This window comes from Nocardia sp. FBN12, assembly GCF_050320175.1.
In the GTDB taxonomy this organism is placed as follows: Bacteria; Actinomycetota; Actinomycetes; order Mycobacteriales; family Mycobacteriaceae; genus Nocardia.
The window spans coordinates 1,819,815-1,844,295 of the sequence record NZ_CP190048.1; the positions used below are offsets into that span (position 1 = coordinate 1,819,815).

Genomic DNA, 24,481 nt, shown 5'->3' on the forward strand with positions numbered 1-24,481 from the left:
TGCTCATGTCGCGGGGCGGGCGGCGTAGTAGTCCTGCGGCTCAATCTCGTTCGGCGGCGCTGATATCACTCATGAGTTGTGTCGCGACCGCGGTCGCGTGGCTGGCGAAGGCGTGGCGGTCGGTGCCGAGGTTGCCTTCTGTCCACTCGACGAACAGCGAGATCATCGCGCCGAAGAGCGCCGAAAAATGCATGCGAACACGGGGATCGTCGGGCGAACCGGCGATGCGATCGCCGAGTGCGGCTATCGCGAACGCCGGAATGGTTTCTCGCACATAGCGTCGTAGTCGCGCGTCCGCTACCGGCTCGACCAACAGGATGCGGCAGATACGAGGATCGGCCTCCATCAGGCGGGCGGCGGCCTCGAACACCGCGTGCAGATCACCGGCCGCCACCGCGGGGGCGACGGCTTCTTCCAGGCGAGACAGTGCCGTTCTGTACACCGAGTGCAGCAGCGCGTCCGTATCGGCGAAGCTCTCGTAGAAGAACCTCTGACTGAGGCCGGCCGCGCGGCAGACAGAGCGCATGCCCAGAGCGGAAACACCTTGTGTGCCGACCATTTCGACACCGACATCGATCAGGCGCACCCGCCGATCGGCAGCGCGATCCTCAGCGGTCTGCCCGCCGTAGCTCCTTGACACGGCACCACATTACAAGAACCATCATTTATCGGGAAGCAGTTGCTTCCGGATGGAGGAGGGTGATGTTCACCGACGAGCAGTTCCAGCTGTCACTGCGACAGCCGCGCCTGGCGCAACCGATCCCGACAGTGCTGACGAACCGCGCCGTGCCGGTCTCAGTCCTCGATGAAGCCGCGCTGACCGCCATGACGCAGACGTGGTTCGACGAATACGAGAAGAAGATCGAGTTCTACGCAGGCCACGGCTTCGATATCGCCTGGACCCTCGACTGGGCGAAGAAGTATTGGTGGAGCTGGCAGACCCGGGACATGAGCCACAACCACGAGCTCTACACCGACGACCTGCGCTACAAGGATGTGACGACTCTCGGCGCGACCATGGTCGGCCTCGACGAATTCGTGGCCTACAACTTCGCGTTCTTCGACGCCATCCCCGACTGGCGCTACGACCCGATACCCGGGCAGGGCTATCTCGACCTGACGCCGGATGGTGAGGTCAGGATGGTCGTGCGCTATTACGGAAGTGGTCACCTCGTCGGGCCGCTGAAATTGCATCCCTATCGTGCGGACGCGCCCGCGATCCCGGGCAATGGCGCGTTCATTCAATGCACCGCCGTCGACCGCTATCACTTCAACGCCGACCATCTGATGTACGAAGGCGAAACGCTCTACGACCTGCTCGACGGCGTCCAGCTGGCCGGAATGGTCCCGGGCCCCTCGACCACGGCCTTCAAATGGCTGATGCGTGGCGCGGGTATCGCAACCCGGACCATCACCCGACTCCGTCCGCCCGCCGGCCGGCGTCGCTGAATGTCCGTATCGGCGCAAGCGTCACGTGTGGTCTGAGTAACATTCTCTCTCACCCAGCGATCTTCCAGACAACATCGATTCAGGAGGTTCGACATGCTCTCTGCGAAGCGATTCGCCGCAAGTGCCGTTGTTGTCACCGCCACCGCTGCCGCTACGTTCGTCGGTATCGGCGGCGTAGCCCAGGCCGACGTACCGGTGTGGCAGGCCAACTGTCATGTCTACAACATCTTCAACACCGGCGGGATGGCCAACTGTGAGCTACCGACCTGGCATCAAGTGAAGCTCACTTGCGTTGCGTGGCCCGTGCCGTTCGTCTACTGGAAGTACGGTCCCGCGCAGTACGGGCAGAACCAGTCCTGGGCCAGCTGTGACTCACTCAACGCCATGGTGGGTATCGAAGTCATCCAGGCGTAGTGCGCCGCCGACCGCGACGTCGACGGCCCGAGATCGCCTCGGGCCGTTGACGTTCGGGCTGTCGCATCCGGCCGCCGTGCGCGGTTGCCGACAGCGGTGTTCTTGCCCGGGGGAGTTAGCGCCCGGTGGCGCCGTCGATCAATTCGCGGAGAATGTCGGCGTGGCCAGCGTGCCTGCCGGTCTCCTCGATCATGTGGACCAGTGCCCAGCGGACGCTGGGGGCGGGGCGTTTCGCCTGCGGCACGGGTTCGCCGAGATCGGTGTACCGATCGAGAACTTCGTTCGCGCGCTCGACCGTCTCGCGGTAGCGGGTGACGACATCGGCCACGCTGTCGGCCGGTGCCGCGCGGAAGGTCGCCTGCCAGTCGGTCACGTCGGCCCCGAGGAACATCGAGCGTTCGACGAAGGTCAGGTGATTCAGCAGTCCGAGCAGGTTCGTGCCCGACGGCACCGCCGCTGTTCGCACCTGCGGTTCCGGAGCGCCGTCGACCTTCGCGGCGATCGAGGCTCGGAGGTAGTCGAGGAATGCGCGCAGAGTCGCGGTTTCGCCGCTCCCTGTCCGGGGTGGTGTGGCGTCGCGGCGTCGTTTGGTGGTGGGCACGACGATCTCCTTCGTCATTTGGCCGAGGTATCCCCAGTGTTTCCGGCCTCAGCACGATCTGGCACGCAATCTTGCTGTTCCGGCAAGGTGGACTGATGGCTCGCGAAACGAAAGCCGTACTCGACGTGCTCGGCCCCGGCCTCGATCACCGTGCCTACGACCTCTTTGCCGAGAATGTGACCTGGCGTGGGGCAAGGCCGTGTTTGGTTAGAATCGCTCATGACGCCGAGGCACCTCTTCTTCCAGCTGGGAGCTGAACGTCGACGACAGGTCCACCTCGCGCTGTGCGCGGATGCCCTGCGAGCCTGGATCGGTTTCGTCCAGGAAGAGCCTGCCCGGCTCCGCTACCGCGACTCGGTTGTCGGGATGTGGCACCACGTAGATGTCGAGCTTCCGGCCCATGCCCTTCGCGCCGCTCGGGCCGGTGTGGATCTTGCGGAGGTCGGCAGCCGCTATCTCGAGCCCATCACCGCGCTGCAAGACGACGATCTCGCCTTCCCCGACCCGGTCGAGTTCGCCTATTACGCGATCTACAACTGTTTTCGCAAGTACGTCCGCGGCGACGACATCCCGGATTGGCTGATCGTCAACCAGGCCCTGTCTGTTCACGACGACGGTGAGGTAGCACTACGCCTGACGCGCGCGATCGACGACATCGACCCGACCTCGAACAACGGTTAGTAACGTAGCCTCGGTCGTCCCGCGGCGACGTGCAGCACGCAGGCCAGGCCCATCACCGAACAGTGGGACGTTGCCTCGAAGGCGTTAGTCTTCTGGGGGAACACAGTCGGCGGCGTGCGCGGCCGGGATGCCTTTCCGGCGTTGGCAAGGTTGACCAGACTCGCGAATCGGAAAGAACGGCGACGGATCATGGCGGAGGACCTGACTGTGACTCGGGCGCTGGTGATACCGGCATCCGAGTTGCGCGAGCGGTTCTCACGGTCGTCCGGTCCAGGGGGACAGCACGTCAACACCACCGAAAGCCGGGTAGAGCTGTCGTTCGACCTCGCCAACTCGCCCTCGGTGCCGGAGTGGCTGCGCACTCGCATGCTCGACCGCCTGGCCACCCGACTGGTCAACGGCGTGCTCACAATCGCCGCATCGGAGCAACGCGCACAGCTACAGAACCGCGCGGCCGCCCGCGAACGCCTGGCCTCAATTCTGCGTGCCGCCGCTGCCGCCCCACCACCTGTTCGCCGGGCCACCAAGCCCTCGCGCGGAGCGAAGGAACGTCGTATTTCCGCGAAGAAGCGGCGCGGCGTCACCAAACGCAACCGCCGCGCCTCACCTGAGGACTAGCCGAAGGCCGCGCCGCAGATCGGGACGAGTGCGAAGTCGTGCACCAGGGGTATTCTCACCTTCGTGCCGACTGGCGGTAGCAAACAGGTTCGCGCCGCGCGCAAGCGCAAGAAGCGGATGGCGAACGTCACCCACGACCTCACCGACGCGCAGTGGGATGCGCTCGCAGCGTCATGGGGCGGGTGTGCCTACTGCGGTTCCACCATCGCCTCGCTGCAGAAGGACTGCGTGCAAGCCATCTCGCGCGGCGGCCGCTACACGCTCGGCAACGTCGTGCCCGCGTGCGGTTCGTGCAACGCCAGTAAGTGCAACGCCGAGGTGACTGGCTGGCTGCGGCGCAAGAAGCTCGACGAACGCTCGTTCCTCGTGCGCCACTACGAGATCGCGGCCGAGCTCACGACCCGGTTCGCTTAATGGCCTGAATCGGTCGCTATTCGGCTGCCATCGCACCATCGACCGCACTACGCTTGCGGCGAACTAGAACAGGTTCTTGGGGCGGGAGTGTTCGATGCGGGCAAACGAGATCGCGATATCGCGGGCGACGGTGGTCGGTGCGGTTTTCGCGCTGGTAGCGGCGTGCGCAGGGTGGGCTACGGCAGCGCCACTGCCGGAACAGGATTCGTTCTACGCCGAGCCTGCCGACCTCGCGGAGCCGGCCAACGGCACGGTGCTCGCGTCCCGGGCGATCGAGGCGGAGTCGTTCCTGCACCCGCTGCCCGCGGATGCGTGGCAGGTGCAGTCGGGCGGGTGCGACTTCTTCCAGAACATCCTGCAACTGCTGAGCATGGGCTCGTCCAGCCTCAGCAGTAGCCTGACGGCACCCTGATTAGATCGACGCGAGCGCTCGGCCGAGGGGCTTCCGCACGATCAGGTGACAGCGAGCAGTCACGCCTAGGCTCCTTGGTTCGGGCCGAGGCCCGCGGCCGCGGTCAGTCGCCGGCCGAGGGCTCGTACGGCGTCGTTGAGCGCGGCGGGGTGTTCGATGACGAACGGGCGGTTCAGGCCGGCGAGTACGAGCGGAATCCAGTCGAGTTGTTCGGCCCGGATCAGGACTCGTGTCCATGGGTCGGCGTGCGGCGGCGGGGTATCGATGTCGTGCACGGTGGCGATCGTGGCGGGGAGTAGTGCGCGGATCTGGGGGAGCGTGCCCTGGACTCGGATCGAGACCTCGTGTTGATAGGGCGCCGTGGCGAGTGCCGAGAGCAGATGGGTGGTCGGCTCGAAACCGGCAGGGGGAGCGAAGGTTCCGGGGAGGGTGGTCACCCTGCTGATGCGGTCCAGCCGGAATCGCCGAAGATCGTCGCTGTTGCTGTCCATGCCCGTCAGGTACCAGCGGCCGGAGTGGGCTACGAGACCATAGGGGTGGACGGTTCGCTCACTGTGGTGCCCGTCGCGGTCGGTGTACTCGATCGCGACTGGTCGGTATTCGCGCGTGGCCTCGGCTATCGGTAGGAGTACGGCGGTCTCGACGGGGACTTCGGGGCCGGCGTCCGCGGTGAATTCGGCGGTCTCCAGCAGTGCGTCCAGCCGGGTACGGAGGCGAGCGGGCAGGACGCGGCGGAGTTTGGCCGTGGCGGTGTCGGCGGCGTGCGTAGTCGATTGGCTGGTGCGGAGTCCGAGCGCCACGGCCACCGCTTCGTCGTCGGTGAGCATCAGTGGTGGCATCCGGTACCCCGGGGCGAGCCGGTATCCGCCGTAGCGGCCGCGGAGCGAGCGGACCGGGATGTCCAGGTCGATGAGATGGGTGACGTAGCGCCGGACCGTGCGTTCGTCCACGCCGAGCCGTCCGGCGAGTTCGCCGACGGTGTGGGTACCTCCGGCCTGCAACAGTTCGAGCAAAGCCAGCACGCGGGCAGTGGGGCGCGTCATCGGGAAATTCTCGCATCCATACCGGGCGGAAACTGTCCGGTATCGCTTCTACCGTGGGAATCGATGGCGGAAACTCCGCCCGATGCGATAGCAGGAGCACGCAATGAATCTGGTCTCGATTCGCTTGATCACCGACGACATCGAACAACTGGTCGGCTTCTATCAGCAAGTGACCGATGTCGAAGCCGATTGGGCTACACCGGATTTCGCCGAGATCGTTACTCCGGTCGGCACGCTCGCGATCGGCAGCACCCGGACGGTAGCGCTGTTCGGAGCCGGCAGCGCGCGCCCAGCCGACAACCACACGGCGATCATCGAGTTCATGGTCGCCGATGTCGACGCCGACTACCGGAGGCTGCGCGACACTGTCGATGATTTCGTCAACGAGCCGACAACGATGCCGTGGGGCAATCGGTCGCTGCTGCTTCGCGACCCCGACGGCAACCTGATCAACCTGTTCACCCCGGTCGCTGCCCGCGCTGGGGCACATGTCGAATGACAAGGACCCCGGCGGAGCGCAACTATCGCACGACGGCTGATCGGCGGTAGCAGGTGATGATGTCGTACCGGTCCGCCCGTGTTGTCGACGAGCGGACCGGCAGCGGCACCACGGGACTGGATCAGCCGGCGTTCGAAGTCGCCGGCTCGGGGGCTGCTGAGCCTGTCCGTGCGCGTGGCACGGTGAAGGTGGCAGCGACCGAGCAGATAGCGACGGCGAAGCAGGCTGCGGTGTACCACAGGTTTCCGATGGGGTCGCCGTTGCTGGTCTCGCCGTTGACGGCGGCGAAGAAGTCAGGGAGAGCGGCGATCCAGAGGAAGGCGAAGACGACCAGGTACAGGATGCTGAAGCGTTGGACGAAGGGGTCTGTGTACGGCGGGGGTGTCGCGGTGCCGCGGCGTAGTTCGGTCCACTGGCGGACCATCACGACAGTGGCAACTATCGCGAGTGCTGCCAGTTCCAAGGCGTAGACGGTGCCGCGGACGGTGTCGCCGATCATGCCGATGACAGTGGCGGGGAGCGGGAGCAGGAAGGTACCCACCGAGGCCAGCAGGCCGATGACGATGGTGCGCCACGTCAATTCGATGCCGGAGAAGTTCTTGCCGTCGTCGACGTGGCGGCCGACGAAGTACTGGACGCAGAACGCCAGCGACATCGGCCACAGGGCCGCGAAGACGACGACGCTGCCCATCGGGACCGAATCGAACATCGGCTGGTTGATCGGGTTGTCGATCGACCATTCCCACCAACGCAATTGGGGGCCGAGGTGGTCGAAGATCTCGTAGAAGGCGTGGTGGACGAAACCCACGCAGGTGGCCCCGATCAACACGCCGTAGCGACGGAAGATGCCGAGCATCCGGACGATGCCGAACGCCATCGTCGCCATCAGCGGATAGATCGCGATGATGTAGATGGGTAGTCGGCCCCAGAGGAAGTCGACGGTGAACACGTTGTGCGCGAACATCGTGTCGACATGGTCTTCGATGCCGAACGCGGCCGGGAAGTACAGCGGCGGTTCGATGACGAAAAGATAGGCGGTGGCGCCGAACCACAGCACGAGATTGGTGGGGTCGCCATGGCGGCGCAGGCGCACGATCGCGTACCAGAGGGCAAGGATCGCGCCGACGACGATGGTGAGTTCGAGGACCGGCAGGGTCCAGTTCTCGAGGGCGAACGGGCTACGGAACTCGACGAGTCCGCCCGCCTCCTCGCAGGAGAAGCCGAGTTCGTGAGTGAGCTCGGCGAAGGTGGGGGAACAGTGTTCGGCCATCGGAATTCCTTCTACGAGCTGACGGAATCGGCGGTGTACCAGCGGGTTACGTCGTAGCCGTCGTCGTAGCGGCGGAACCATTCGTCGGCGAGCGCGGGCAGCTTCTCGTGTGCCGGATTGTGTCCCGGCGTCTGACTGCGGATGATGCCGCCCAGTGCGACGAGCTGTTCGCGCAGCCCGAGATCGTCGAACGCGCGCGGCATGGTTCCGTTGTCGGCCGGCTGCAGGAACGGCAGCCACTTGCGCAGCGTCTGCCCGCGGCGGTAGTTGGCGAACATCGACAGCGCGTCGACGTGGCGATCCGCCAGCGGCACATGCTCATTGAAGCCCTCGCACGCCACCCGGATCACCTGCAGCACGTGCCGGAAGATCGACGCCGCCACCCGCATCCGGTACAGCTCGCTGTCGACCACCGAGTTGAAGATGATGAGCGCCGAACTGCGATGCTCGACTTCCTCGACGAAATGCCAGATGAACAGCGAGGCGACGCGGTCGTCACCGGGGGCGAAGAGGTTCTTGTCGTTGTCGAGCATCAACTTGAACACCGGCGTGAACGTCGCCTCGAGATCGGCGGTGTAGGCGAGGCGATACTTCACCGAGGTTTCGGCGGTGAGCTTGTCGAACTCGCCGATCACCGCGTCCAGGGTCTGCTGCAGGCCGGGGTAGCGCCGGATCAGGGCCTTCACATGCTGACGATGCGCCGTCGAATGCTGGCCCTCCTGGCGCATGAACGCGTCGGCCTCTGCGGCCACCTCGGGGTCGGTGATCTGCGGTTTCGCCTGCGTGATCAGTTGCACGATCATCTTCTCGAAGCCGATCGCCAGGAACGAGACGGCATTGGCCATCGACGAGAACGCCGGGTTCTGTGGATTCCACAGAAACGGCACGTCGTAGTCGGAGAACGCGAAATCCATTTTGCGGACATGAAGGTCGGTCACGGTGGGTTACCTCGTTGTTCGGCCACTGTTGAATAAAGCAATCATACGAGTAGGTCTTCAAGTGTATGATCACTTTTACGGAATTCGCCCTGACCTGGGGTTGTGCTAGCGTCCACCGGGTGGCGCGTAGACGTGGGTGGGGCGGTAGTCCGCCGGGTGACGATGCGGAGGCGACGCGCCGGATCATCGCTGCCGCGGTCGAACTGATCGGCCGGACCGGCGCGGAGATCAGCATCGCCGATGTGGCGGAATCGCTCGGCGTCATCCGTCAGACGGTCTACCGGTACTTCCCCAGCGCCGACGCGCTCATGACCGCCTCGGCTATCGCCTCGGTCGACGATTTCCTCGATCGGCTCACCCGCCAGGTCGGCGGCCTCGGCGACCCTGTCGAAGCGATGACGGAGGCGGTGGTCTTCACCCTCACCGACGTCCGCCGCACTCCCCACCTGGGCATTCTGCTCTCGAGCTCGTACTCCAATGCCCACCCGGAGGGCATGACCTCCGATGCGGCCCAGGCCTTCGGCATGACCATGATCCGTCGTTTCGATGTCGACTGGGCCGCCTACGGCTACGACGAGCCGGCGCTGCGCGAACTCGTCGAATACGTCCTGCGTACGATGCAGTCGTTCTTCCTGTCGCCGGGCAACCCGGCTCGTTCCGACGACGAACTGCGCCGCTATCTCCACCGATGGATGGGATCGGCGATCGGCGCGCAGCAGAACAACTGAACGCCGAGCGTGCCCGCCCGGAAGTCCGGACGGGCACGGTGGCTGACAGCTCAGCTCGCCGCGGCGAGCCTGCGCGGTTCGAGCGCCGCGGCGAGCAGATAGCTGCCGCCGCCGGCCAGTGCTAGCGCCCAGTACAGGTACGCGCCGTCGAGAAACAGTGCGGCCGTGGAGCTTACGGCAAGCCATGCGCCGAGGGTGTATTGCAGAACATCACGGTAGGCGGCGCCGCCCGCGAGGTAGAGCAGCCCGACGATCAGTCCGGATCCGGTCGGCCAGAGGGTCGCGGCGGTGTCGGGACTCAGCGTCGAACCCAGCGCGGTGATCAGGAAGAACAGGGCCGCGAACCCGATCAGCCACGATGCGCCGAGTAGATTGCCCACCACCGCTTCACGACCCGTCGCGCCTCGTTGGGCTCGCAGGGAAACGACGGTGGTGATGACCATGGCCGCCAGCAAGCCGAGTCCGAGCAGTGCGATCGGTACGACACCGGGCAGGTCGAGCAGGGGATTCGGGCCGTGGGTCAGGGCGAAGGAGCCGTGCCCGATGAGCCAGGCGAGGCCGAAGCTCAGATAGATCGGGCGATTGTCGAGGACGGTGCGAACGGGCTGGGAAATGTGCATGGTCTGTCTCCAGTGTGTGAGCGGGGTCAGGCGCTGACGAGGACGACTTTGCCGGTGACGGTGCCGGATTCGGCGAGCTCCAGCGCTCGGGCGGCCTCGGTGAGCGGGATGCGGGCCGCGACCTGAGCGGTCACGGTGCCCGCGGCGGCGAGCGCGAGCACCCGGCCCAGGTCTTCGGCGATGCGGGCGCGGAACCGGGTGATGTTGCGCTTGCCCGCCCACAGGTTGAAGAAGTGCGCACTTCGCTTGTTGGGCAGCATGTTCCACCACAGCAGGCGGCCGAACAGCTTCAGGACGGGCAGCCGCGAGTCGCCCTCGTCGTTCTTGGTGGCGGCGGTTCCGTAGGACACCAGGGTGCCGCCGTCGGCGAGCAGGTGGAAGGAATCGGTGATGCCTGGCCCGCCGACGTGATCGAACACGGCGTCGACACCGTGGGGTGCGAGGGCTCGAACCTGGTGCGGCACATCACCGCGGTAGTCGATCCAGGTGGCGCCCAGCGCGGTGACGGCGTCGGCATGGCGGGCGGACGCGGTGCCGATCACGTGAATGCCCGCGGCTCTGGCCAATTGGACCAGCGTCGAGCCGACGCCACCGTTGGCGCCGAGGACGAGGATCGTCGCGCCCGGTGCGACGTCGGCGACCCGGTGCAGCATCTGCCACGCCGTAATACCGTTCACGACAAAGGTCTCCGCCTCGGCGGGGTCAAGGGTGTCCGGCACGGGGATCAGGTCGGCGGCGTCGAGGTCGACGTGGCTGCTCCAGCCGCCGATCTTGGTCAGCGCGGCGACCCGCTGCCCGACCAGGGTCTCGTCGTCGGCCGCGACAACGGTGCCGACCAGGTCGTAGCCGGGGACGAACGGGAACGGTGGCTGATCGAAGTACTTGCCGCGGCGCATCTGCTGCTCGGCGAAGGACACTCCGGACGCGTCGACCCGGACCAGTGCGCGGCCGGGGCCGGGGGCGGGGAGTTCGCGATGAGTGACGAGCAGGCCGCGGGGGTCTACCCGGCCGGGCAGGACGATTTCGGTGGCGGTGGTGGTGTTCATCAGGGCGTGCCTTCCATGGTGTGTGACTGGTCAATCACTCTTGGTGGAAAAGAAAACTCCAACCTGAAAAGGCTGGAGCGCGAAGGTCAGTAGGCGTTCGGGTGGCGCATTCCGGTGGTCAGGGCGGTGGCCCAGTCGCTGTCGTTGTCGTCGAGGCCGAGGGTGGTGACGAGGTGGCAGAGCTGGCCGTAGGCGATGAAGTACTGGATCTGCTCGGGTGCGGCGCCGGAACGGCGCTGCGCGAACGTGGTGATCCTGGCCAGGCCGCGGCGCAGCGCGTCGGCTATTTCGGGGATGTCGGTGGCGGATTGGGCGTGCACCTGGAGCATCAGCAGGCTCTTGTCGGCGATGAGTTGGGCGTACGCGCCGCCCATGTCGTACAGGATCCCGGCGGGGTCCTCGGCGGTGGAATCGGCTGCGCCCGTTGACATCGCGCGCTCGACGAGTTCGAAGCAGTGGTCGAGCGCGGCGACGAACAGGGCGACCTTGCCGGGGAAGAGTTTGAAGACGTAGGCGGGGGAGATTTCGGCGCGGGCCGCGACCGTGTTGATGGGAGTGCCGTGGTAGCCGGTCTTGGCGAACTCGATGATCGCGGCGTCGACAACAGCGTCACGCCGGACGTCCGAGGTGGAGAGGGTGGCACCGCGCTTGGTCATGTGAGTGACTGTACACTCACTCTCGGAGAAGCGTCAACACCTGACCCGGGGTCAGCGCAGATCGGCGAGGGCGGTATCCACATCCGGGCCGGTCAGCGTGTGCCGGATACTGCGCATGACCAGGCGCAGTGGCCGCGGGCAGTCCTGCGCGGCGGTCAGGCGATCGGTCGGCACGATGCGGGCCGGTGCGGCGAGGTGATCGCGGACCCGGGTCATGAGTTCGTAGCGGCTGAGGGTTTCCGCGCCCGCGATGTGCACGACGCCCGACTCGTCGGTGAGCTCTTCGAGGATGGGCGCCAAGCTCGGCAGATGCAGCGGATTGCAGACGATATCGGTGCGCGCCGGGATCTCGCGGGAGGCGAAGCGGGCGAGGAACTTGTTCGACAGTGGGCTGCGCCCGTAGACGAGGGGCAGACGGACGACCAGGTGGTGGTCGTGCGCGAGGACCAGATCCTCGGCGGCGACCTTGGTCTCGCCGTAGACGTTGATCGGTGCGCGCGTGGCGTTTTCGTCGTAGTGGTCGGCCGTTCCGTCGAAGACATTGTCGGTCGACAAGTAGACGAGTTTGGCGCCCGTTTCGCCGATGGCATCGAGCAGTGGCACCATCGGCGCGACATTGGCCGCATAGGCTGCGGCGGGATCGCGTTGTGCGGCACCGAGATCCACCACACCGGCGGTGTGGACCACCAGGTCGAACCGCTGCGCCACAAGTTCGCGGACGGCGCCGGTGTCGGCGAGATCCACCGGGACGAGCCCATGCCCGCCCCGGCTGGTCCCGACGACCTCGTGGTTCTCGGCGAACCGCGCGTGCAGCGCGCTGCCGACGAAACCGGAGGCGCCGAGGATCAGGATCCGCATCGGGTCAGCGTGCCTGCCAGTTCGGCTTGCGCTTCTGCGCGAACGCCATAGCGCCCTCGCGCATGTCCTCGGTCGCGGCGACAGCCATGATCTCGCGGTTGGTCTGGTCCCAGGCTGCGTCGTCGGCGAGCTTGCCGTCGAGGATGCCGAGTGCCACCCGCTTGCTCGCCTGCACCGCCAGCGGCGCGTTCTCGGCGACCCGGTCGGCCAGCGCCAGCGCCGCGTCGAGTACCTCCGCGGCGGGCACGACACGGTTGATCAGGCCCAGCTCCAGCGCGCGAGCCGCGGTGATCGGCTCGCCGGTGAGGATCATCTCCATCGCGACCTTGCGGGGGAGCTGCTCGGGCAGGCGGAACGCGCCGCCTGCCGCGGCGAACAGGCCGCGGGCGACCTCGGGTAGGCCGAAGGTGGCGGTCTCGGCGGCGACCGCGAGGTCGCTGGCCAGGACCAGCTCGGTGCCGCCGCCGAGCGCGAAACCGTTCACAGCGGCGATGGTCGGCTTGCTGATCGGGTGCCGGACGTACCCGGCCAGGTTCCAATCCTCATGTCCGGGGGCGAGAATCGACTCACCGCGGCTCAGCGCCTTCAGGTCCGCGCCCGCACAGAATGCCCGCTCGCCCGCGCCGGTGAGAACCACCGCGCGGATCTGCGGGTCGGCCTCGGCTCGCTCGAGCGCCTCGCCGACCCCCGTGCTCACTTCGGCGTTGACCGAGTTCATGGCCTCGGGCCGATTCAGCACGATGACGAGCACATGCTCGCGTTGCTCGACGAGGACTGCGCTCACGAGTGACTCCTTCGCTAGTGGCTGTCAGGATGACAAACCTTTTCGATCTGTAGCACGCCGGACGATCTCGAGCAGCTGAATCGGGGATTCGTGCCCGTCGTCGTCGCGCGAATACCGCACTCGTCGTAGGCTGCCGAACACTTGCGAAAAGAATCTTCCGGCCGGGTGTCGATCCGCAGCGGTGCCCGTTCGACCTAGGGATGAACACAGGGCCCGGCAGGCGGGTCCACACCGATCCGAGGAGACGAAACCATGAAGTACATGCTGATCATGCGCGCCACCGACGAAGCCTGGGCCGCGATGGCCGATGTCGACTTCAACGACATGCTCGAGACCATGGGCAAGTTCAACGACGAGTTGATCAGCGCCGGGGTGCTCGTCGCCGCCGAGGGGCTCGACGACGCGGCCGATGGTGTGGTCGTCGACTACTCGTCGGAGACACCGGTGGTCACCGACGGCCCCTATGGCGAGACGAAGGAACTCTTCGGCGGGTTCTACATCCTCAATGTGGCCTCCAAAGAGGAAGCGATCGAGTGGGCCAAGCGCATGCCCTACGTCGCCCCCGGTACCAAGACCGAGATCCGCCGGGTCCCCAGCATCGACGAATTCCCGCAGGAGAACAAGTGGATCATGAAGGAGCGCGCCTGGCGTGAAGCCACCGGCCAGCTCTGAATCAGGATGAGCGACAACCACTCCGGCCGCGAGGCCGTGGCCGCAGTCTGGCGGATCGAATCGGCCCGCATCGTCGGCGCGCTCGCCCGCTACACCCGCGACTTCGCGATGGCCGAGGATCTCGCCCAGGAGGCACTCGCGGAGGCGTTGGTGACGTGGCCGCGGGAAGGCGTGCCGCGGCAGCCGGCCGGGTGGTTGCTCACCGTCGGCAGACGCCGGGCGATCGACGCGTTCCGCCGGCGCGCCGCCCTCGACGACCGTTACTCCGCCCTCGCCGCCGACCTCGGCGAGGGCGATGCGCTCACCGGCGGCGATCCCGTGCGTGCGGCACCGGATGTGCTGTGGGATCCCGATCAGATCGACGACGACGTGCTCGCGCTGATGTTCATCTCGTGTCACCCGGTGCTGTCGCGGGAGGCGCGATTGGCCTTGACGTTGCGCGTTGTCGGCGGTCTGACCAGCGACGAGATCGCCAAGGCGTGCCTGGTGCCGACCGCGACCGTGCAGGCGAGGATCACCAGGGCGAAGAAGACGCTCGGCGCTGCCGAGGTCGCGTTCGAGGTGCCGCCCGCCGCCGAGCGAGGGGCGCGGCTCGGGTCGGTGCTCGGCGTCATCTACCTGATCTTCACCGAGGGGTCCTCGGCCAGCACCGGCGACAATCTCATCCGTTTCGATCTCGCGGGGGAGGCGCAGCGGCTGGCCCGTGTGCTGTCGCGACTGATGCCCGCCGAACCCGAGGTCTACGGCCTGCTCGCGCTGCTCGAACTGACCGCGGCGCGATTTCCCGCTCGAACGGGTCCCGACGGTGAGCCGGTGCTGCTCGAGCAGCAGGACCGCCGCCGATGGGATCGCTCGGCGATTCGGCGGGGCCGCGCCGCGCTGGTCAAGGCCGGCGAGGTCGGGCGCGGACTCGGCGCCTACGGACTGCAGGCCGCGATCGCCGAATGTCATGCCGTCGCGCCGTCGGTCGAGCGGACCGAGTGGGAACGGGTGGTGGTGCTGTACGAGGCGCTGGGCAGGCTCGCGCCCTCACCGGTGGTCGACCTGAACCGGGCGGTGGCGGTGTCGATGGCCGACGGCCCCGCCGTGGCCCTGCCGATCGTCGACGAGCTCGCCGCCTCCGGCGCCCTGTCCACGTCGCACCTGCTACCCAGCGTGCGCGGCGAACTGCTCACCCGACTCGGCCGCACCACCGAAGCACGCGCGGAGCTGACCGAAGCCCTCCGCCGATGCGGCAACGAACGCGAGAAGAACGTCCTCGCGAAGAAGCTCGCCGCGCTGGCCTGAGCGTCCGCATATCCGCAGTGTAGGGGTGTGCGCGGGCCGTGTTCGTACGGTCGTAACGTTTGTTCGCGAACCGGTCGGGTAGCCCTAAATGGCGACGACGAGAGGTTTGTGGATGTCACAGGAATCGAAATCGGTGCTGCACCGGGCTATCGGTGCATCGGCGATCGGCAATGCGGTCGAATGGTTCGACTACGGTGTCTACGCCTATTTGGCGACCTATATCGCGAAATCGTTGTTCCCCGGCGACGGTGAGTCCGGGATGGTCTACACGCTGCTCGGTTTCGCCGTATCGTTCCTGATCCGGCCGGTCGGTGGCATGATCTGGGGCCCACTCGGCGACCGTATCGGGCGTAAGCGAGTGCTCGCCGCCACGATTATTCTGATGGCCGGATCGACGCTCGCCGTTGGCCTGATCCCGAGCTTCGAGATGATCGGCATCGCGGCCCCGATTCTGTTGTATGTGCTGCGCATGATCCAGGGCCTGTCCGCCGGTGGTGAATACGGCGGCGCCGCGACATTCATGGCCGAATACGCGCCGGATCGCAAGCGCGGATTCTATGGCAGTTTCCTCGAGGTCGGCACGCTCGCGGGCTTTACGCTCGGCAACCTGGTCGCACTGTTGCTGGTGAATGTGCTCGACGACGCGTCGATGAACTCGTGGGGCTGGCGGATCCCGTTCATGATCGCCGGTCCGCTCGGCCTGATCGGCATGTACCTGCGTAGCCGGGTGGAGGACACCCCCGTGTTCCGCGAGGTCGAGAGCAAGGACGAGACCGAGGAAGTCTCGGGTGTCTACCGCGATCTGGTGACGAAGTACCTGCGCCCGGTGCTGACCCTGTTCGGCCTGGTGATCGCGCTGAACGTCGTCAACTACTCGTTGATCAGCTACACCCCGACCTACCTCGGTTCCGCACTTGGTATGGACAAGTCCGATGCGCTGCTCGTACCGCTGCTCGGGCAGATCGCGATGCTGTGCACCTTGCCGTTCCTCGGTGCCCTCTCCGACCGGATCGGGCGCAAGCCCATGTGGATGTTCTCGTGTGCGGCGATGATGATCGCGGTGGTCCCGGTTTACCATCTGATCGGTTCCTCGCTCACCGGCGCGATTGTCGGCTTCGCGATCCTCGGCCTGCTCTACGCACCCCAGCTGGCGACGATCTCGGCCACGTTCCCCGCGATGTTCCCCACGATCGTGCGTTTCGCCGGCGTGGCGATCGGCTACAACGTCGCCACCTCGATCTTCGGCGGCACGGCCCCGGTGATCAACGAGGCGATCATCAGCGCGACCGGCGACAACATGGTTCCGGCGTACTACATGCTCGGTGCGTGCGCGGTCGGCCTGATCGCGTCCTTCTTCCTCATCGAGACCAAGGGTGTCTCGCTGCGCGGCACGCAGGTGCCGGGCACTCCCGAGGCGATCGAGGAACAGCGTGAGCTGGGCGAGCCCGAGGAGTTCGTCGCGGTGAAGTGAACCGCACACCGAGGGCGCGGCGTCGAGAGGGCGCCGCGCCCTCGGTGTGTCCGGACTAGTTCTTCGCCGCGGCGCGGAAGACGGCGAGGGCCTCCTCGCCGAGGTGCGGTCCGCTGACCTCGACCGGCACGCTCGAGCTCGCCACGACCTCGGCGCAGGTAAGCCGGAAGCTCGGGCCGGCGGGCAGGATCGGTCCGAATTCGGCCGCGCCCGCGGCGAAGACGATGCGGCCGACCCCGGCCCACACCATCGCCGCGGCGCACATCGGGCACGGTTCACCGCTGGCGTAGACAGTGGCGCCGCGCAGGTCCGTCGCGCGGCCCGCCGCGGTCGCGAGGGTGATCGCGACCAGTTCGGCGTGGGTGGTGACGTCGCCGGTGGTGTTCACCGCGTTCACACCCTCCGCGAGGACCGTGCCGTCGCCTGCCACCGCGACCGCGCCGAAGGGCCGGTCGCCGAGCGCGAGAGCGTGCCCGGCCAGGCCGATGGCACGACGCAGGTGGGTGATGTCGATATCGGTCAGCTCGCTCATGAGGTGAGATCCACTTCCGTTCCGATGCCGCCTGTGCGGGCCTTGTCGATGAGCAGGCGGGCGACGGCCAGATCCTGTAGGCCGATGCCCACCGAATTGAACAGGGTGATGTCGCGGTCATCGCGACGGCCGGGTGCCCGGCCGGTGATCACCTCGCCCAGTTCGGTGCCCACCGCTTCCTGGGTGATCGCCCCCTCGGCGATAGCCAGGAGGGTGTCCCCGGATTTGGTGAGCGTGGTGCCGACCGAGTCTACGACGACGATGGACCGGCGCATGGCTTCGCCGTCGACCTCGCGATGATCGGCACGGGGCGGGGCGCCGACGGCATTGACGTGCAGGCCGTCGCCGAACCAGGAGCCGTGGACGATCGGTTCGCGCGAGGGGGTGAGGGTGCACAGCACGTCGGCGGCGCGGGTGACGGCTTGCGGGGATTCGAGGCCACGGACTTCGAGACCGAGATCGCTGATCGCGGTACGGAATCGGTCGATCGTGGCGGCCGTGCGCGACCAGACCACCACGGTCTCCGGTCGGCGGACCGCCGCGATCGCGCGGGTGTGCTCGATCGCCAGATTGCCCGCGCCGATCAATCCGAGAGTTGAACTGTCTTGTCGGGAAAGGTATTTCGTGGCGACCGCGCTGGCGGCTGCCGTGCGGACGGCGGTGACGAGGCGGCCGTCGATCAGCGCCTCGCACGAACCGTCGGCCGCCGAGGTCACGATGATCACCGACCGCTGTACGGGCAGGCCGCGGTCGCGGTTGGCGGGTAGGTCGGCGAGCAGTTTGACGGCCGCGGCACCGGCGGACTCGGCCGCGGCGACCATGGGCACGAAGGCGGCGCCGCCCAGCGCCATCGCCGGTGGTGCGGGCACGAACGCGGTGCCGAGTGCCAGGTCGGCGTGTGCGCTCTCGACGGCGGCGAGCACCTCACCGCGGTCGAGGACAGCGGTCACATCGGAATGCGACAGGATCAGAGTCAACGGTGGCTCCTACGAAAGTAGTGGCAGGTCAGGAAGTTCGGGCGAAGGCGACGGTGAGGTCGCGCGGCGAGCGGCTGTTGCCGACCAAGCCGCTGACGGCGACGATCGCGATCAGATACGGCAGCATCACCAGCAGCGCGAACGGCACATCGACACCGAGTGCGGGCAGCGCGAACTGCAGTGCCTGGGCGATGCCGAAGAACACCGACGCCCAGATCACGCCGAGCGCGCGCCAGCGGCCCGCGATCACCGCGACGACAGCGAGGTAGCCGATGCCGCCGGTCATGTTGTCGCTGAACGAATGGACCTCTGACAGTGCCAACTGCGCACCGCCGAGGCCCGCGGCGACCGAGGCGAGGAGCACACAGCCGTAGCGGACGGCCGTCACGGGCAGGCCGGTGCGGTCGGCGGCGACGGCGTCTTCGCCGATCGCGTCGATCACCAGGCCCAGTTTGGTGCGGCGAGAGAACACGAACGCCAAGGCGGCGACGACCGCGATGCACAGATAGCCGAGCGCGGTCTGCCCGAACAGGGCCGGGCCGATGATCGGGATATGGTGCAGTACCGGTATTTTCAGTGCGTCGAATCCGGGCACGCTGTGGCCTTTGCCGTCGGCGAGCAGCAGACGGGCACCGTAGGTGGTGGCGCCGAGCGCGAGGGCGTTGCTCGCGATGCCGACGACGATCTGGTCGGCACGCAAGCCGATACTCCAGATCGCCTGCAGCGCACCGAAGATCAGGGCGGCGAGTACCGCGGTCGCCGCGCCGAGCACCGGTGAACCGGTGGTGACGGCGCCGAGCACACCGGCGAACGCGCCCGTCAGCATCATCGCCTCCAGGCTCAGATTGAGCACGCCCGCGCGTTCGCTGACCAGCTCGCCACTCGCCGCGACGAGGATGGGCAGGGTGAAACCGATTCCGCTGGTGGCGATATCGGTGACCGTGTCGAGGCTCATCGGGACGCTCCTGCCAGATCGGCGGTCTCTACTGCCGAAACCGGTGGTGGGGTAGCGGGTTCGGTTTTGCGCCGGCGGTATGTCCAGACGGCGGCGCCCGCGATGAACACGATCATCAGAGATTCCACGACGGAGATGGTGGAGGCGGGCACATTCGCGGCCAGCTGCAAGTTGATGCCGCCGGAGACGAGAAAGCCGAGCAGTAGCGACACCGCGACGACCGCTGACAGTGAGCCACGCGCCAGCAGGCCGACGACCAGGCCGGAGAACCCGTACCCGGAGGAGAACCCTTCGGCGAGGACGAACGGCGCCGTCGCCACGAGCAATCCGCCCGCGACGCCGGAGAACGCGCCCGCCGCCGAGAGGCTCAGGAAACGCAGTCGCGGCACCGGCAGGCCGAGCCGGGCCGCCGCGTCGGGATTGAGCCCGACCGCGCGCAGCCGGGTACCGAGCGCGGTGTGGCGCACCAGGATCGCGGTGCCGAACGCGGCCACCACGGCGATCCACAGGGCGATGGTCGCGGGGGAGCGTTCGATGCCGAGCAGCGGCAGATGCGCGGCCGCGGTGAGCTGCTCGGATTGCGGCAGCGTCTCCGAGGAGGTCACCGGCTGACGCAGCAGCGCGGGCTCGTGCACGACGAGCAGCACCAGTGCCAGGCCGACGAAGTTCAGCAGCAGCGTGGTGATGATCTCGCTGGTGCCGCGGGCGACCCGCAGATACGCCGCGACGGCGGCCCACAGCCAGCCCGCGGCCGCCGCCCCGATCAGCACCGCGGGCAGTGTGATCGCGGCGGGCGTGCCGGTGAGCGTGGTGCCGATCGCGGTGGCGGCGATGCCACCGGCGCAGATCTGGCCCTCGCCACCGACATTGACCAGCCCGGCGCGGTGGGCGATGGTGAAGCCGACGGCCACCAGCATCAGCGTGGCCGCGACATTGAGCGAGGCGCCGATCGCGTAGTCGGTGCCGAACATGCCCTCCCACAGCGCCGCCATCGTGGCGCCGGGGGCCGCGCCCGCGACGGCGGCCAGGATCAGCCCGATCACCCCTGCCGCGAGCATCGCCGCGATGGCGACGACGATCGGGTGGTGTGCCCACTGACGCAGACTGTTCATGCCGCGACTCCCATCATCAATTCGCTGATCTGGTGCGCCGCTGCGGGATCGGAGGTCTCCACCGGTCCGGCGAGGGCACCGCGATAGGCGACGAACACCCGGTCGCACAACGCCAGCAACTCGGGTACTTCGCTCGATACCACCAGCACTCCGCAGCCGTCAGCGGCCGCGCGGCGTAGTCGGGTGAGCACGAAATCGACTGCGCCGATGTCCAATCCGCGCGTCGGCTGGGCGGCGACGAGACAGCGCAGGTTCGCGGCGGAGAGTTCGCGGGCCAGCACCACCTTCTGCTGATTGCCACCGGAGAGCGAGCCCATCGGCACCCATGGTCCGGCCGCGCGCACGTCGAAGCGGTCGAGTTCGGCCTGGGCGGCGCGGCCCATCGCCTGCTTGTCGAGCAGTCCGAAGCGCCGGAAGCGGCCGAGTCGGCCGAGGAAGAGGTTCTCCGCCAAGGTCATCTCGGCGACCATCGCGTCGCGGTGGCGGTCCTCGGGCACTACGCCGAGACCGAGCCGGGTTCGGGTGGCGGGGTTCGCGGTAGTGATATCGGTATCGGCGAGCGTGACAGTGCCGCCGCTCACCGGTGTACCGCCTGCGAGAACCGCGACGAGCTCGCTCTGGCCGTTGCCCTCGACGCCGGCGATCCCGACGATCTCGCCGGGCCGCACGACCAGACGCGCATCGTCGAGTGCGGTACTGCCGTCGGCGCGATGCACGGTCACCCGGTCGATGGTGAGAACCGGGGTGGGGGAGTCGGATTCGACGGCTGACTCGAGGCCGGTGCTCGGTGGGCCCGGCTCGATGGCGGGTGTCGGGCTCGGTGAGGGTGCGCCCATTTCGGCGATCGTGGCGGGAACGTCGACTACCTCTGCCGCGTCGGTGGGATCCAGACCGATGGTCGCGGCGACCGTCGGGTCGAGGTCGGCGGCGGTGCGCCCCACCATCGCGGTGAGCAGCTGCGCGATGGTGGTGGTCGACATCCGTCCGCCGCCGGCGACCGTGCCGCGGCGCAGCACGGTCGCGGCGTCGGCGACTCTGGCCACTTCCCCGAGTTTGTGCGTCACCAGCACCACGGCTTTGCCGTCGGCGGCGATGGCGCGGCAGGTGTCGATCAGCGCGTCGATCTCGGCCGGATCGAGCACTCCCGTCGGTTCGTCGAGCAGGATCAGCGCCGGATCGCGCAGCAATGCCTTGACGATCTCGACCTTCTGCCTTGCGCCCACCGGCATCGTCGCGACGTGCTGATCGAGATCGATGCGCAGGCGGTACCGCTGGGCGATCTCGTCGAGCCGGTCGGTCAGGTCCTTGCGGCGTAGCCGGAGTCCGTGCTGGGTGAGCAGCAGGTTCTCCGCGACGGTCATGGTGGTCACCAGACTGAAGTGCTGGTGCACCATGGCGACGCCGGCTGTCATCGCAGCGGCGGGGGAGTCGGGCCGGAAAGCCTTGCCGCCCAGCTGTATTCGCCCCGCGTCGGGTTGGTAGCCGCCGAAGACGAGATTGCACAGCGTGGACTTGCCCGCGCCGTTCTCGCCGAGAATGCAATGGACAGTGCCGGATTCGACAGTGACGTCCACATCGTGCAGTGCCTGGACGTCGCCGAAGCGCTTACCGACCCCGTGCAGGGTCAATGCGGGAGTGCTCATCGCGGGTCAGTACGGCTTGACCGCGCCGGTGGACAGGGCCGTCTTCGCTTTCGCGAGTGCGTCGGCGACCCCGGCGTCCTTGCTGCACAGTACGAAATCGGTGCCGTCGTTGGGCGAGGTCAGCCCGAAGCGCACGTTCTCGGCCTTCCACGAGTTGTCGAGCGCGGCGTTCACGGCGAACTCGACCTCGGCGCCGATATCGGTGTGCACGTAGCCCAGGTACACCGGGTTGGTGCAGTCACCCGGGATCGGACCGCCGACCATCGTGGCGCCGGACTGCGTCGCGGCCTGCTCCATGCCCGCCTTACCGAGGTTCACGATCTGCCCGAGCGTGCCCGCGCCTGCGCCGTAATCGGCCAGCGCGGCCTGCTTGGCCTTGGCCGGGTCGTTGAAATCGCCGACGTACTGCGGGGTCAGTACCTTCGCGTCCGGCTTCGCGAAACGGGCGCCGTTGCTGAAAGCGTTGGCGGCGTTGACGATCGCGGGCAGCTCGACACCGCCGACGAAGGCCACCACGCCGGACTTCGATCCCGCCGCCGACACCGCCCCGCTGAGGAACTCGGCCTCGGCCTGCTGCGGGTCGTAGTAGGCGAGGTTGGCGAGAGGCTTCGCGTCGGCCGGGCCGCCGATCTCGACGAACTTCACGTTCGGGAACTGCGGCGCCACTTTGCGCACGTCGGCGTCGGTCTGGCCGCCGAGGGAGATCACCAGGTCGTTGGTCGAGGCGAAACGGACCAGTGCCTGCTGATAGTCGCTCGCCGCGACCTGTTCGACCTTGCTGAGTTCCACTGTGTCGCCGAGCTTGTCGGCGATGCGCTGGTAGCCGAGGTACCCCGACTGCATGAAGCCGGTATCGGAGAGCGAGCCGGGAAAGAACACGCCGACCTTCAGTTTGCCGCCCGACGCTGTGGTGTCGGCGGAACCGCAGGCCGACAGGAGGGCAGCGGCGGCGAGGGCGGCCGAGCCGAAGGCGATCGCGCGCCGAGTGGACTTGTGCACGGGGTACTCCTTGATCGAACGAACCGCTCACTTAGCGGTATACCGTTAAGTGTCAGCCTGGGGCTCGCAGATGACGGGCAGATTACGGAAAAGTAAGAAACGGTCGCAGGCCACGAGCGGGCTACCGTGGTGGGCGTGCGGGAGCAGGAGGATGGTGCGGTGGCAGACGAACCGGCGAAGAAGTCGCTGCGGGATCAGGCCTACGAGGAGTTGCGGGACCGGATCATCGATCTGCGTTTGAGTCCCGGTCAGCGGCTGGTGGAACGCGACCTCGCCACCGAACTGGCCATCTCGCGGATCCCGCTGCGCGAGGCGCTGCAGATGCTCGAACGCGAAGGACTGGTCGTGATCGTGCCACGGCAGGGCGCGATCGTCGCCCCGTTCACGGTGACCGACGTGCGCGACCTCTTCGATGTTCGCGAGAGCCTCGAGGTCCTCGCGGCCCGCCTGGCCGCCGAGCGTGCCGAAGCGGTCGACCTCGCCGCCTTGCGCGCACAGCTCACCGCGGCTCGCCAGGCAACCGCCCGCGGCGACCAACCCGCGATCGCCGCCGCCAACGCCGGCTTCCACGCCGTCATCGTCGAAGTCTCCGGCAACCCGCTGCTGCAATCGTTGTTGCGCCCGTTGGAATCCCGAGTCCGCTGGCTGTTCCACCTGACCAAGGAACGCGACCCCGGCACCCAATGCGACGAACACGAAGCCCTCTACGCCGCCATCGCGGCCAACGACCCCGACGCTGCCGCCGAAATCGCTTACCGCCACGTAGCTTCCGGCCGGGAACCCAGCCTTGCCCTTTCCGCGAAGTGGTCCATGCCCCCCATCGACCCCGTGTCGGCTACCCGAACCCGCCAGCGGGGCAAGAGCGCCTGAAGTACTTGGTGTTGCTATCCGCTGGCGTGCAGGGCGACGCGGGCGGCGTGGATGGCGGGGTGTAGGCCGGTGCCGTTCCGGTAGACGAGGTGGGTGTGGCGGCGGATCGGCAACGCGGTGAGTGTGATCTGTTCCGGCGGTGCGTAGAGGGCCAGGGCTGGGACGATGGCGGTGCCCGCGCCTGCGGCGACGAGGGTGAGGACGGTGTCGAAGTCGTCGGCGTGATGGCGGATGTGCGGGGTGAATCCTGTTGCCTGGCAGGCTCGGATCGTGAGGGTGTGGCACAGGGTGCCGGGAGTGCCCGCGATCCAGGGGGATCGACGGTGCGCTGCCAGGGAATCCTCGGTGCACACGGGGGTTCGGGTGGCGAGGAAGACGGTTTCGGTGTGCAGGGGTTCGGTCTGCAGGGAAGGGTCCGCGTCGGCGGGGACCAGGTCGTAGTCGTGGGTGAGGGCGATGTCCAAGGTGCCCGCGCGTAAGGCGTTCGGGATGTCGGCCGGGTCGATTTCGGTGACCGTGAGTTCCAAGCGCGGATGGTCGGTGCTCAAGGTGACCAAAGCGGGGGAGAGCAGGGTGCGGGCGGCGGTGGGGAAGGTGCCGATACGCAGGGTGCCCGCCAGTTCGTCACGGGTGCAGGCCAATTCGGCGTCCGCGTGTTCGAGTGCCGCCAGGATCGTTTCGGTGTGACCGACCAGGAGCTGGGCGGCGGGCGTGAGCGTGACGCGGCGGCCCGAACGTTCGAGCAGCGGTACACCCGCTTCGCGTTCGAGCGCGGTGAGCTGTTGGGACACCGCCGAGGGCGTATAACTGAGCGCCTCGGCCACCGCGGCGATGGTGCCGCGATGGGCGAGTTCGCGGAGCAGGCGAAGTTTGCGGACATCGAGCATCATTTCAGCTTACGGTCGACATCATGAATGTGAACTGGACCTGAT

At 67.3% G+C, this 24,481-nt stretch carries 30 protein-coding genes; 12 read left to right on the plus strand and 18 right to left on the minus strand.

Features of this window, described 5'->3' with window-relative positions:
* Positions 1 to 40: 40 nt before the first annotated feature.
* Positions 41 to 586, minus strand: coding sequence for a TetR/AcrR family transcriptional regulator (locus ACQHI0_RS08980; RefSeq protein ID WP_427907470.1), 546 nt, complete (start codon positions 584 to 586; stop codon positions 41 to 43).
* 116 nt (positions 587 to 702) lie between these two features.
* On the opposite strand from ACQHI0_RS08980, the gene ACQHI0_RS08985 reads away from it, so the two are divergent.
* Entirely contained in the window at positions 703 to 1,449 is a 747-nt protein-coding gene (locus ACQHI0_RS08985) for a nuclear transport factor 2 family protein (protein ID WP_427907471.1), read from the plus strand.
* 93 nt (positions 1,450 to 1,542) lie between these two features.
* Complete coding sequence (locus ACQHI0_RS08990) at positions 1,543 to 1,863, plus strand: hypothetical protein (RefSeq protein ID WP_427907472.1); 321 nt, start codon at positions 1,543 to 1,545, stop codon at positions 1,861 to 1,863.
* 115 nt (positions 1,864 to 1,978) lie between these two features.
* Here ACQHI0_RS08990 and ACQHI0_RS08995 read toward each other — a convergent pair whose 3' ends face one another.
* Together ACQHI0_RS08995 and ACQHI0_RS09000 are read right to left on the minus strand one after the other, a co-directional pair.
* Positions 1,979 to 2,464 (minus strand): DinB family protein, encoded by a 486-nt coding sequence (locus ACQHI0_RS08995; RefSeq protein ID WP_427907473.1) that lies wholly within the window; start codon positions 2,462 to 2,464, stop codon positions 1,979 to 1,981.
* 14 nt (positions 2,465 to 2,478) lie between these two features.
* Positions 2,479 to 2,685: a hypothetical protein gene (locus ACQHI0_RS09000; RefSeq protein WP_427907474.1), complete on the minus strand. Its 207-nt coding sequence runs from the start codon at positions 2,683 to 2,685 to the stop codon at positions 2,479 to 2,481.
* Between ACQHI0_RS09000 and ACQHI0_RS09005 the strand changes: the two genes are divergently transcribed.
* The 4 genes from ACQHI0_RS09005 to ACQHI0_RS09020 all read left to right on the plus strand — a co-directional run bounded on the left by ACQHI0_RS09005 (position 2,684) and on the right by ACQHI0_RS09020 (position 4,589).
* Entirely contained in the window at positions 2,684 to 3,145 is a 462-nt protein-coding gene (locus ACQHI0_RS09005; protein WP_427907475.1) for a hypothetical protein, read from the plus strand. The two genes, ACQHI0_RS09000 and ACQHI0_RS09005, sit on opposite strands and share 2 nt — an antisense overlap.
* A 189-nt stretch (positions 3,146 to 3,334) precedes the next feature.
* Positions 3,335 to 3,763 carry an alternative ribosome rescue aminoacyl-tRNA hydrolase ArfB gene (arfB, locus tag ACQHI0_RS09010; protein WP_427907476.1) on the plus strand — a complete coding sequence of 143 codons (429 nt, stop codon included), beginning with the start codon at positions 3,335 to 3,337 and terminating at the stop codon, positions 3,761 to 3,763.
* A gap of 63 nt (positions 3,764 to 3,826) precedes the next feature.
* Positions 3,827 to 4,177, plus strand: a complete 351-nt coding sequence (locus ACQHI0_RS09015) for an HNH endonuclease (RefSeq protein WP_427907477.1) — start codon at positions 3,827 to 3,829, stop codon at positions 4,175 to 4,177.
* A gap of 94 nt (positions 4,178 to 4,271) precedes the next feature.
* A complete protein-coding gene (locus tag ACQHI0_RS09020; protein ID WP_427907478.1) occupies positions 4,272 to 4,589 on the plus strand; it encodes a hypothetical protein in 318 nt (105 codons plus the stop codon).
* Between the two features lie 65 nt (positions 4,590 to 4,654).
* Here ACQHI0_RS09020 and ACQHI0_RS09025 read toward each other — a convergent pair whose 3' ends face one another.
* The gene (locus tag ACQHI0_RS09025) at positions 4,655 to 5,632 is read right to left on the minus strand and encodes a helix-turn-helix transcriptional regulator (protein WP_427907479.1); all 978 of its coding nucleotides are present in this window, start codon (positions 5,630 to 5,632) and stop codon (positions 4,655 to 4,657) included.
* Positions 5,633 to 5,735: 103 nt separating this feature from the next.
* Between ACQHI0_RS09025 and ACQHI0_RS09030 the strand changes: the two genes are divergently transcribed.
* Positions 5,736 to 6,131: a VOC family protein gene (locus ACQHI0_RS09030; RefSeq protein ID WP_427907480.1), complete on the plus strand. Its 396-nt coding sequence runs from the start codon at positions 5,736 to 5,738 to the stop codon at positions 6,129 to 6,131.
* Between the two features lie 121 nt (positions 6,132 to 6,252).
* On the opposite strand, the gene ACQHI0_RS09035 is transcribed toward ACQHI0_RS09030, so the two are convergent.
* A complete protein-coding gene (locus ACQHI0_RS09035) occupies positions 6,253 to 7,401 on the minus strand; it encodes a hypothetical protein (protein ID WP_427907481.1) in 1,149 nt (382 codons plus the stop codon).
* 11 nt (positions 7,402 to 7,412) lie between these two features.
* Positions 7,413 to 8,339 (minus strand): metal-dependent hydrolase, encoded by a 927-nt coding sequence (locus ACQHI0_RS09040; RefSeq protein WP_427907482.1) that lies wholly within the window; start codon positions 8,337 to 8,339, stop codon positions 7,413 to 7,415.
* Positions 8,340 to 8,458: 119 nt separating this feature from the next.
* On the opposite strand from ACQHI0_RS09040, the gene ACQHI0_RS09045 reads away from it, so the two are divergent.
* Positions 8,459 to 9,067 carry a TetR/AcrR family transcriptional regulator gene (locus ACQHI0_RS09045; protein ID WP_427907483.1) on the plus strand — a complete coding sequence of 203 codons (609 nt, stop codon included), beginning with the start codon at positions 8,459 to 8,461 and terminating at the stop codon, positions 9,065 to 9,067.
* Between the two features lie 50 nt (positions 9,068 to 9,117).
* Here the strand turns inward: ACQHI0_RS09045 and ACQHI0_RS09050 are convergent, their stop codons facing one another.
* The 5 genes from ACQHI0_RS09050 to ACQHI0_RS09070 form a co-directional block, all read right to left on the minus strand.
* On the minus strand, positions 9,118 to 9,687 hold the full coding sequence (locus ACQHI0_RS09050) for an ABC transporter permease (protein ID WP_427907484.1): 570 nt from the start codon (positions 9,685 to 9,687) through the stop codon (positions 9,118 to 9,120).
* Between the two features lie 26 nt (positions 9,688 to 9,713).
* Entirely contained in the window at positions 9,714 to 10,733 is a 1,020-nt protein-coding gene (locus ACQHI0_RS09055; RefSeq protein ID WP_427907485.1) for a medium chain dehydrogenase/reductase family protein, read from the minus strand.
* 86 nt (positions 10,734 to 10,819) lie between these two features.
* Positions 10,820 to 11,389 carry a TetR/AcrR family transcriptional regulator gene (locus ACQHI0_RS09060; RefSeq protein ID WP_427907486.1) on the minus strand — a complete coding sequence of 190 codons (570 nt, stop codon included), beginning with the start codon at positions 11,387 to 11,389 and terminating at the stop codon, positions 10,820 to 10,822.
* Between the two features lie 51 nt (positions 11,390 to 11,440).
* The gene (locus ACQHI0_RS09065) at positions 11,441 to 12,247 is read right to left on the minus strand and encodes an SDR family oxidoreductase (RefSeq protein ID WP_427907487.1); all 807 of its coding nucleotides are present in this window, start codon (positions 12,245 to 12,247) and stop codon (positions 11,441 to 11,443) included.
* Positions 12,248 to 12,251: 4 nt separating this feature from the next.
* Positions 12,252 to 13,031 (minus strand): crotonase/enoyl-CoA hydratase family protein, encoded by a 780-nt coding sequence (locus ACQHI0_RS09070; protein ID WP_427907488.1) that lies wholly within the window; start codon positions 13,029 to 13,031, stop codon positions 12,252 to 12,254.
* 252 nt (positions 13,032 to 13,283) lie between these two features.
* Here ACQHI0_RS09070 and ACQHI0_RS09075 point away from each other — a divergent pair, with 252 nt between their 5' ends.
* From ACQHI0_RS09075 to ACQHI0_RS09085, 3 genes are all read left to right on the plus strand, one after another.
* Positions 13,284 to 13,703 (plus strand): YciI family protein, encoded by a 420-nt coding sequence (locus ACQHI0_RS09075; RefSeq protein ID WP_427907489.1) that lies wholly within the window; start codon positions 13,284 to 13,286, stop codon positions 13,701 to 13,703.
* 6 nt (positions 13,704 to 13,709) lie between these two features.
* The gene (locus ACQHI0_RS09080) at positions 13,710 to 14,990 is read left to right on the plus strand and encodes an RNA polymerase sigma factor (RefSeq protein WP_427907490.1); all 1,281 of its coding nucleotides are present in this window, start codon (positions 13,710 to 13,712) and stop codon (positions 14,988 to 14,990) included.
* 112 nt (positions 14,991 to 15,102) lie between these two features.
* A complete protein-coding gene (locus ACQHI0_RS09085; protein ID WP_427907491.1) occupies positions 15,103 to 16,461 on the plus strand; it encodes an MFS transporter in 1,359 nt (452 codons plus the stop codon).
* 55 nt (positions 16,462 to 16,516) lie between these two features.
* Here the strand turns inward: ACQHI0_RS09085 and ACQHI0_RS09090 are convergent, their stop codons facing one another.
* The 6 genes from ACQHI0_RS09090 to ACQHI0_RS09115 are packed head-to-tail and all read right to left on the minus strand — an operon-like array spanning position 16,517 to position 22,679.
* Entirely contained in the window at positions 16,517 to 16,993 is a 477-nt protein-coding gene (locus tag ACQHI0_RS09090; protein WP_427907492.1) for a nucleoside deaminase, read from the minus strand.
* Positions 16,990 to 17,970, minus strand: coding sequence for an ornithine cyclodeaminase family protein (locus ACQHI0_RS09095; RefSeq protein WP_427907493.1), 981 nt, complete (start codon positions 17,968 to 17,970; stop codon positions 16,990 to 16,992). The genes ACQHI0_RS09090 and ACQHI0_RS09095 overlap by 4 nt, the downstream gene beginning before the upstream one ends.
* Before the next feature lie 28 nt (positions 17,971 to 17,998).
* Complete coding sequence (locus ACQHI0_RS09100) at positions 17,999 to 18,925, minus strand: ABC transporter permease (RefSeq protein ID WP_427907494.1); 927 nt, start codon at positions 18,923 to 18,925, stop codon at positions 17,999 to 18,001.
* Positions 18,922 to 20,037 (minus strand): ABC transporter permease, encoded by a 1,116-nt coding sequence (locus ACQHI0_RS09105; protein ID WP_427907495.1) that lies wholly within the window; start codon positions 20,035 to 20,037, stop codon positions 18,922 to 18,924. The genes ACQHI0_RS09100 and ACQHI0_RS09105 overlap by 4 nt, the downstream gene beginning before the upstream one ends.
* A complete protein-coding gene (locus ACQHI0_RS09110) occupies positions 20,034 to 21,680 on the minus strand; it encodes an ABC transporter ATP-binding protein (RefSeq protein ID WP_427907496.1) in 1,647 nt (548 codons plus the stop codon). Before ACQHI0_RS09110 ends, ACQHI0_RS09105 begins: the two co-directional genes overlap by 4 nt.
* 6 nt (positions 21,681 to 21,686) lie before the next feature.
* Complete coding sequence (locus ACQHI0_RS09115) at positions 21,687 to 22,679, minus strand: BMP family protein (protein ID WP_427907497.1); 993 nt, start codon at positions 22,677 to 22,679, stop codon at positions 21,687 to 21,689.
* A 135-nt stretch (positions 22,680 to 22,814) separates the two neighbouring features.
* Here ACQHI0_RS09115 and ACQHI0_RS09120 point away from each other — a divergent pair, with 135 nt between their 5' ends.
* Entirely contained in the window at positions 22,815 to 23,549 is a 735-nt protein-coding gene (locus ACQHI0_RS09120) for a GntR family transcriptional regulator (protein WP_427907498.1), read from the plus strand.
* Positions 23,550 to 23,563: 14 nt separating this feature from the next.
* Here the strand turns inward: ACQHI0_RS09120 and ACQHI0_RS09125 are convergent, their stop codons facing one another.
* A complete protein-coding gene (locus tag ACQHI0_RS09125) occupies positions 23,564 to 24,436 on the minus strand; it encodes a LysR family transcriptional regulator (protein WP_427909120.1) in 873 nt (290 codons plus the stop codon).
* Positions 24,437 to 24,481 lie beyond the last annotated feature (45 nt).

Excerpts from the sequence above, each read along its gene's own strand:
- ACQHI0_RS08985 (WP_427907471.1), top strand. The coding sequence starts at position 703 with ATGTTCACCGACGAGCAGTTCCAGCTGTCACTGCGACAGCCGCGCCTG.
- ACQHI0_RS08990 (WP_427907472.1), top strand. The coding sequence starts at position 1,543 with ATGCTCTCTGCGAAGCGATTCGCCGCAAGTGCCGTTGTTGTCACCGCC.
- ACQHI0_RS09005 (WP_427907475.1), top strand. The coding sequence starts at position 2,684 with ATGACGCCGAGGCACCTCTTCTTCCAGCTGGGAGCTGAACGTCGACGA.
- ACQHI0_RS09000 (WP_427907474.1), bottom strand. The coding sequence starts at position 2,685 with ATGAGCGATTCTAACCAAACACGGCCTTGCCCCACGCCAGGTCACATT.
- arfB (WP_427907476.1), top strand. The coding sequence starts at position 3,335 with ATGGCGGAGGACCTGACTGTGACTCGGGCGCTGGTGATACCGGCATCC.
- ACQHI0_RS09020 (WP_427907478.1), top strand. The coding sequence starts at position 4,272 with ATGCGGGCAAACGAGATCGCGATATCGCGGGCGACGGTGGTCGGTGCG.
- ACQHI0_RS09025 (WP_427907479.1), bottom strand. The coding sequence starts at position 5,632 with ATGACGCGCCCCACTGCCCGCGTGCTGGCTTTGCTCGAACTGTTGCAG.
- ACQHI0_RS09030 (WP_427907480.1), top strand. The coding sequence starts at position 5,736 with ATGAATCTGGTCTCGATTCGCTTGATCACCGACGACATCGAACAACTG.
- ACQHI0_RS09035 (WP_427907481.1), bottom strand. The coding sequence starts at position 7,401 with ATGGCCGAACACTGTTCCCCCACCTTCGCCGAGCTCACTCACGAACTC.
- ACQHI0_RS09050 (WP_427907484.1), bottom strand. The coding sequence starts at position 9,687 with ATGCACATTTCCCAGCCCGTTCGCACCGTCCTCGACAATCGCCCGATC.
- ACQHI0_RS09055 (WP_427907485.1), bottom strand. The coding sequence starts at position 10,733 with ATGAACACCACCACCGCCACCGAAATCGTCCTGCCCGGCCGGGTAGAC.
- ACQHI0_RS09060 (WP_427907486.1), bottom strand. The coding sequence starts at position 11,389 with ATGACCAAGCGCGGTGCCACCCTCTCCACCTCGGACGTCCGGCGTGAC.
- ACQHI0_RS09065 (WP_427907487.1), bottom strand. The coding sequence starts at position 12,247 with ATGCGGATCCTGATCCTCGGCGCCTCCGGTTTCGTCGGCAGCGCGCTG.
- ACQHI0_RS09075 (WP_427907489.1), top strand. The coding sequence starts at position 13,284 with ATGAAGTACATGCTGATCATGCGCGCCACCGACGAAGCCTGGGCCGCG.
- ACQHI0_RS09080 (WP_427907490.1), top strand. The coding sequence starts at position 13,710 with ATGAGCGACAACCACTCCGGCCGCGAGGCCGTGGCCGCAGTCTGGCGG.
- ACQHI0_RS09085 (WP_427907491.1), top strand. The coding sequence starts at position 15,103 with ATGTCACAGGAATCGAAATCGGTGCTGCACCGGGCTATCGGTGCATCG.
- ACQHI0_RS09090 (WP_427907492.1), bottom strand. The coding sequence starts at position 16,993 with ATGAGCGAGCTGACCGATATCGACATCACCCACCTGCGTCGTGCCATC.
- ACQHI0_RS09100 (WP_427907494.1), bottom strand. The coding sequence starts at position 18,925 with ATGAGCCTCGACACGGTCACCGATATCGCCACCAGCGGAATCGGTTTC.
- ACQHI0_RS09105 (WP_427907495.1), bottom strand. The coding sequence starts at position 20,037 with ATGAACAGTCTGCGTCAGTGGGCACACCACCCGATCGTCGTCGCCATC.
- ACQHI0_RS09110 (WP_427907496.1), bottom strand. The coding sequence starts at position 21,680 with ATGAGCACTCCCGCATTGACCCTGCACGGGGTCGGTAAGCGCTTCGGC.
- ACQHI0_RS09125 (WP_427909120.1), bottom strand. The coding sequence starts at position 24,436 with ATGCTCGATGTCCGCAAACTTCGCCTGCTCCGCGAACTCGCCCATCGC.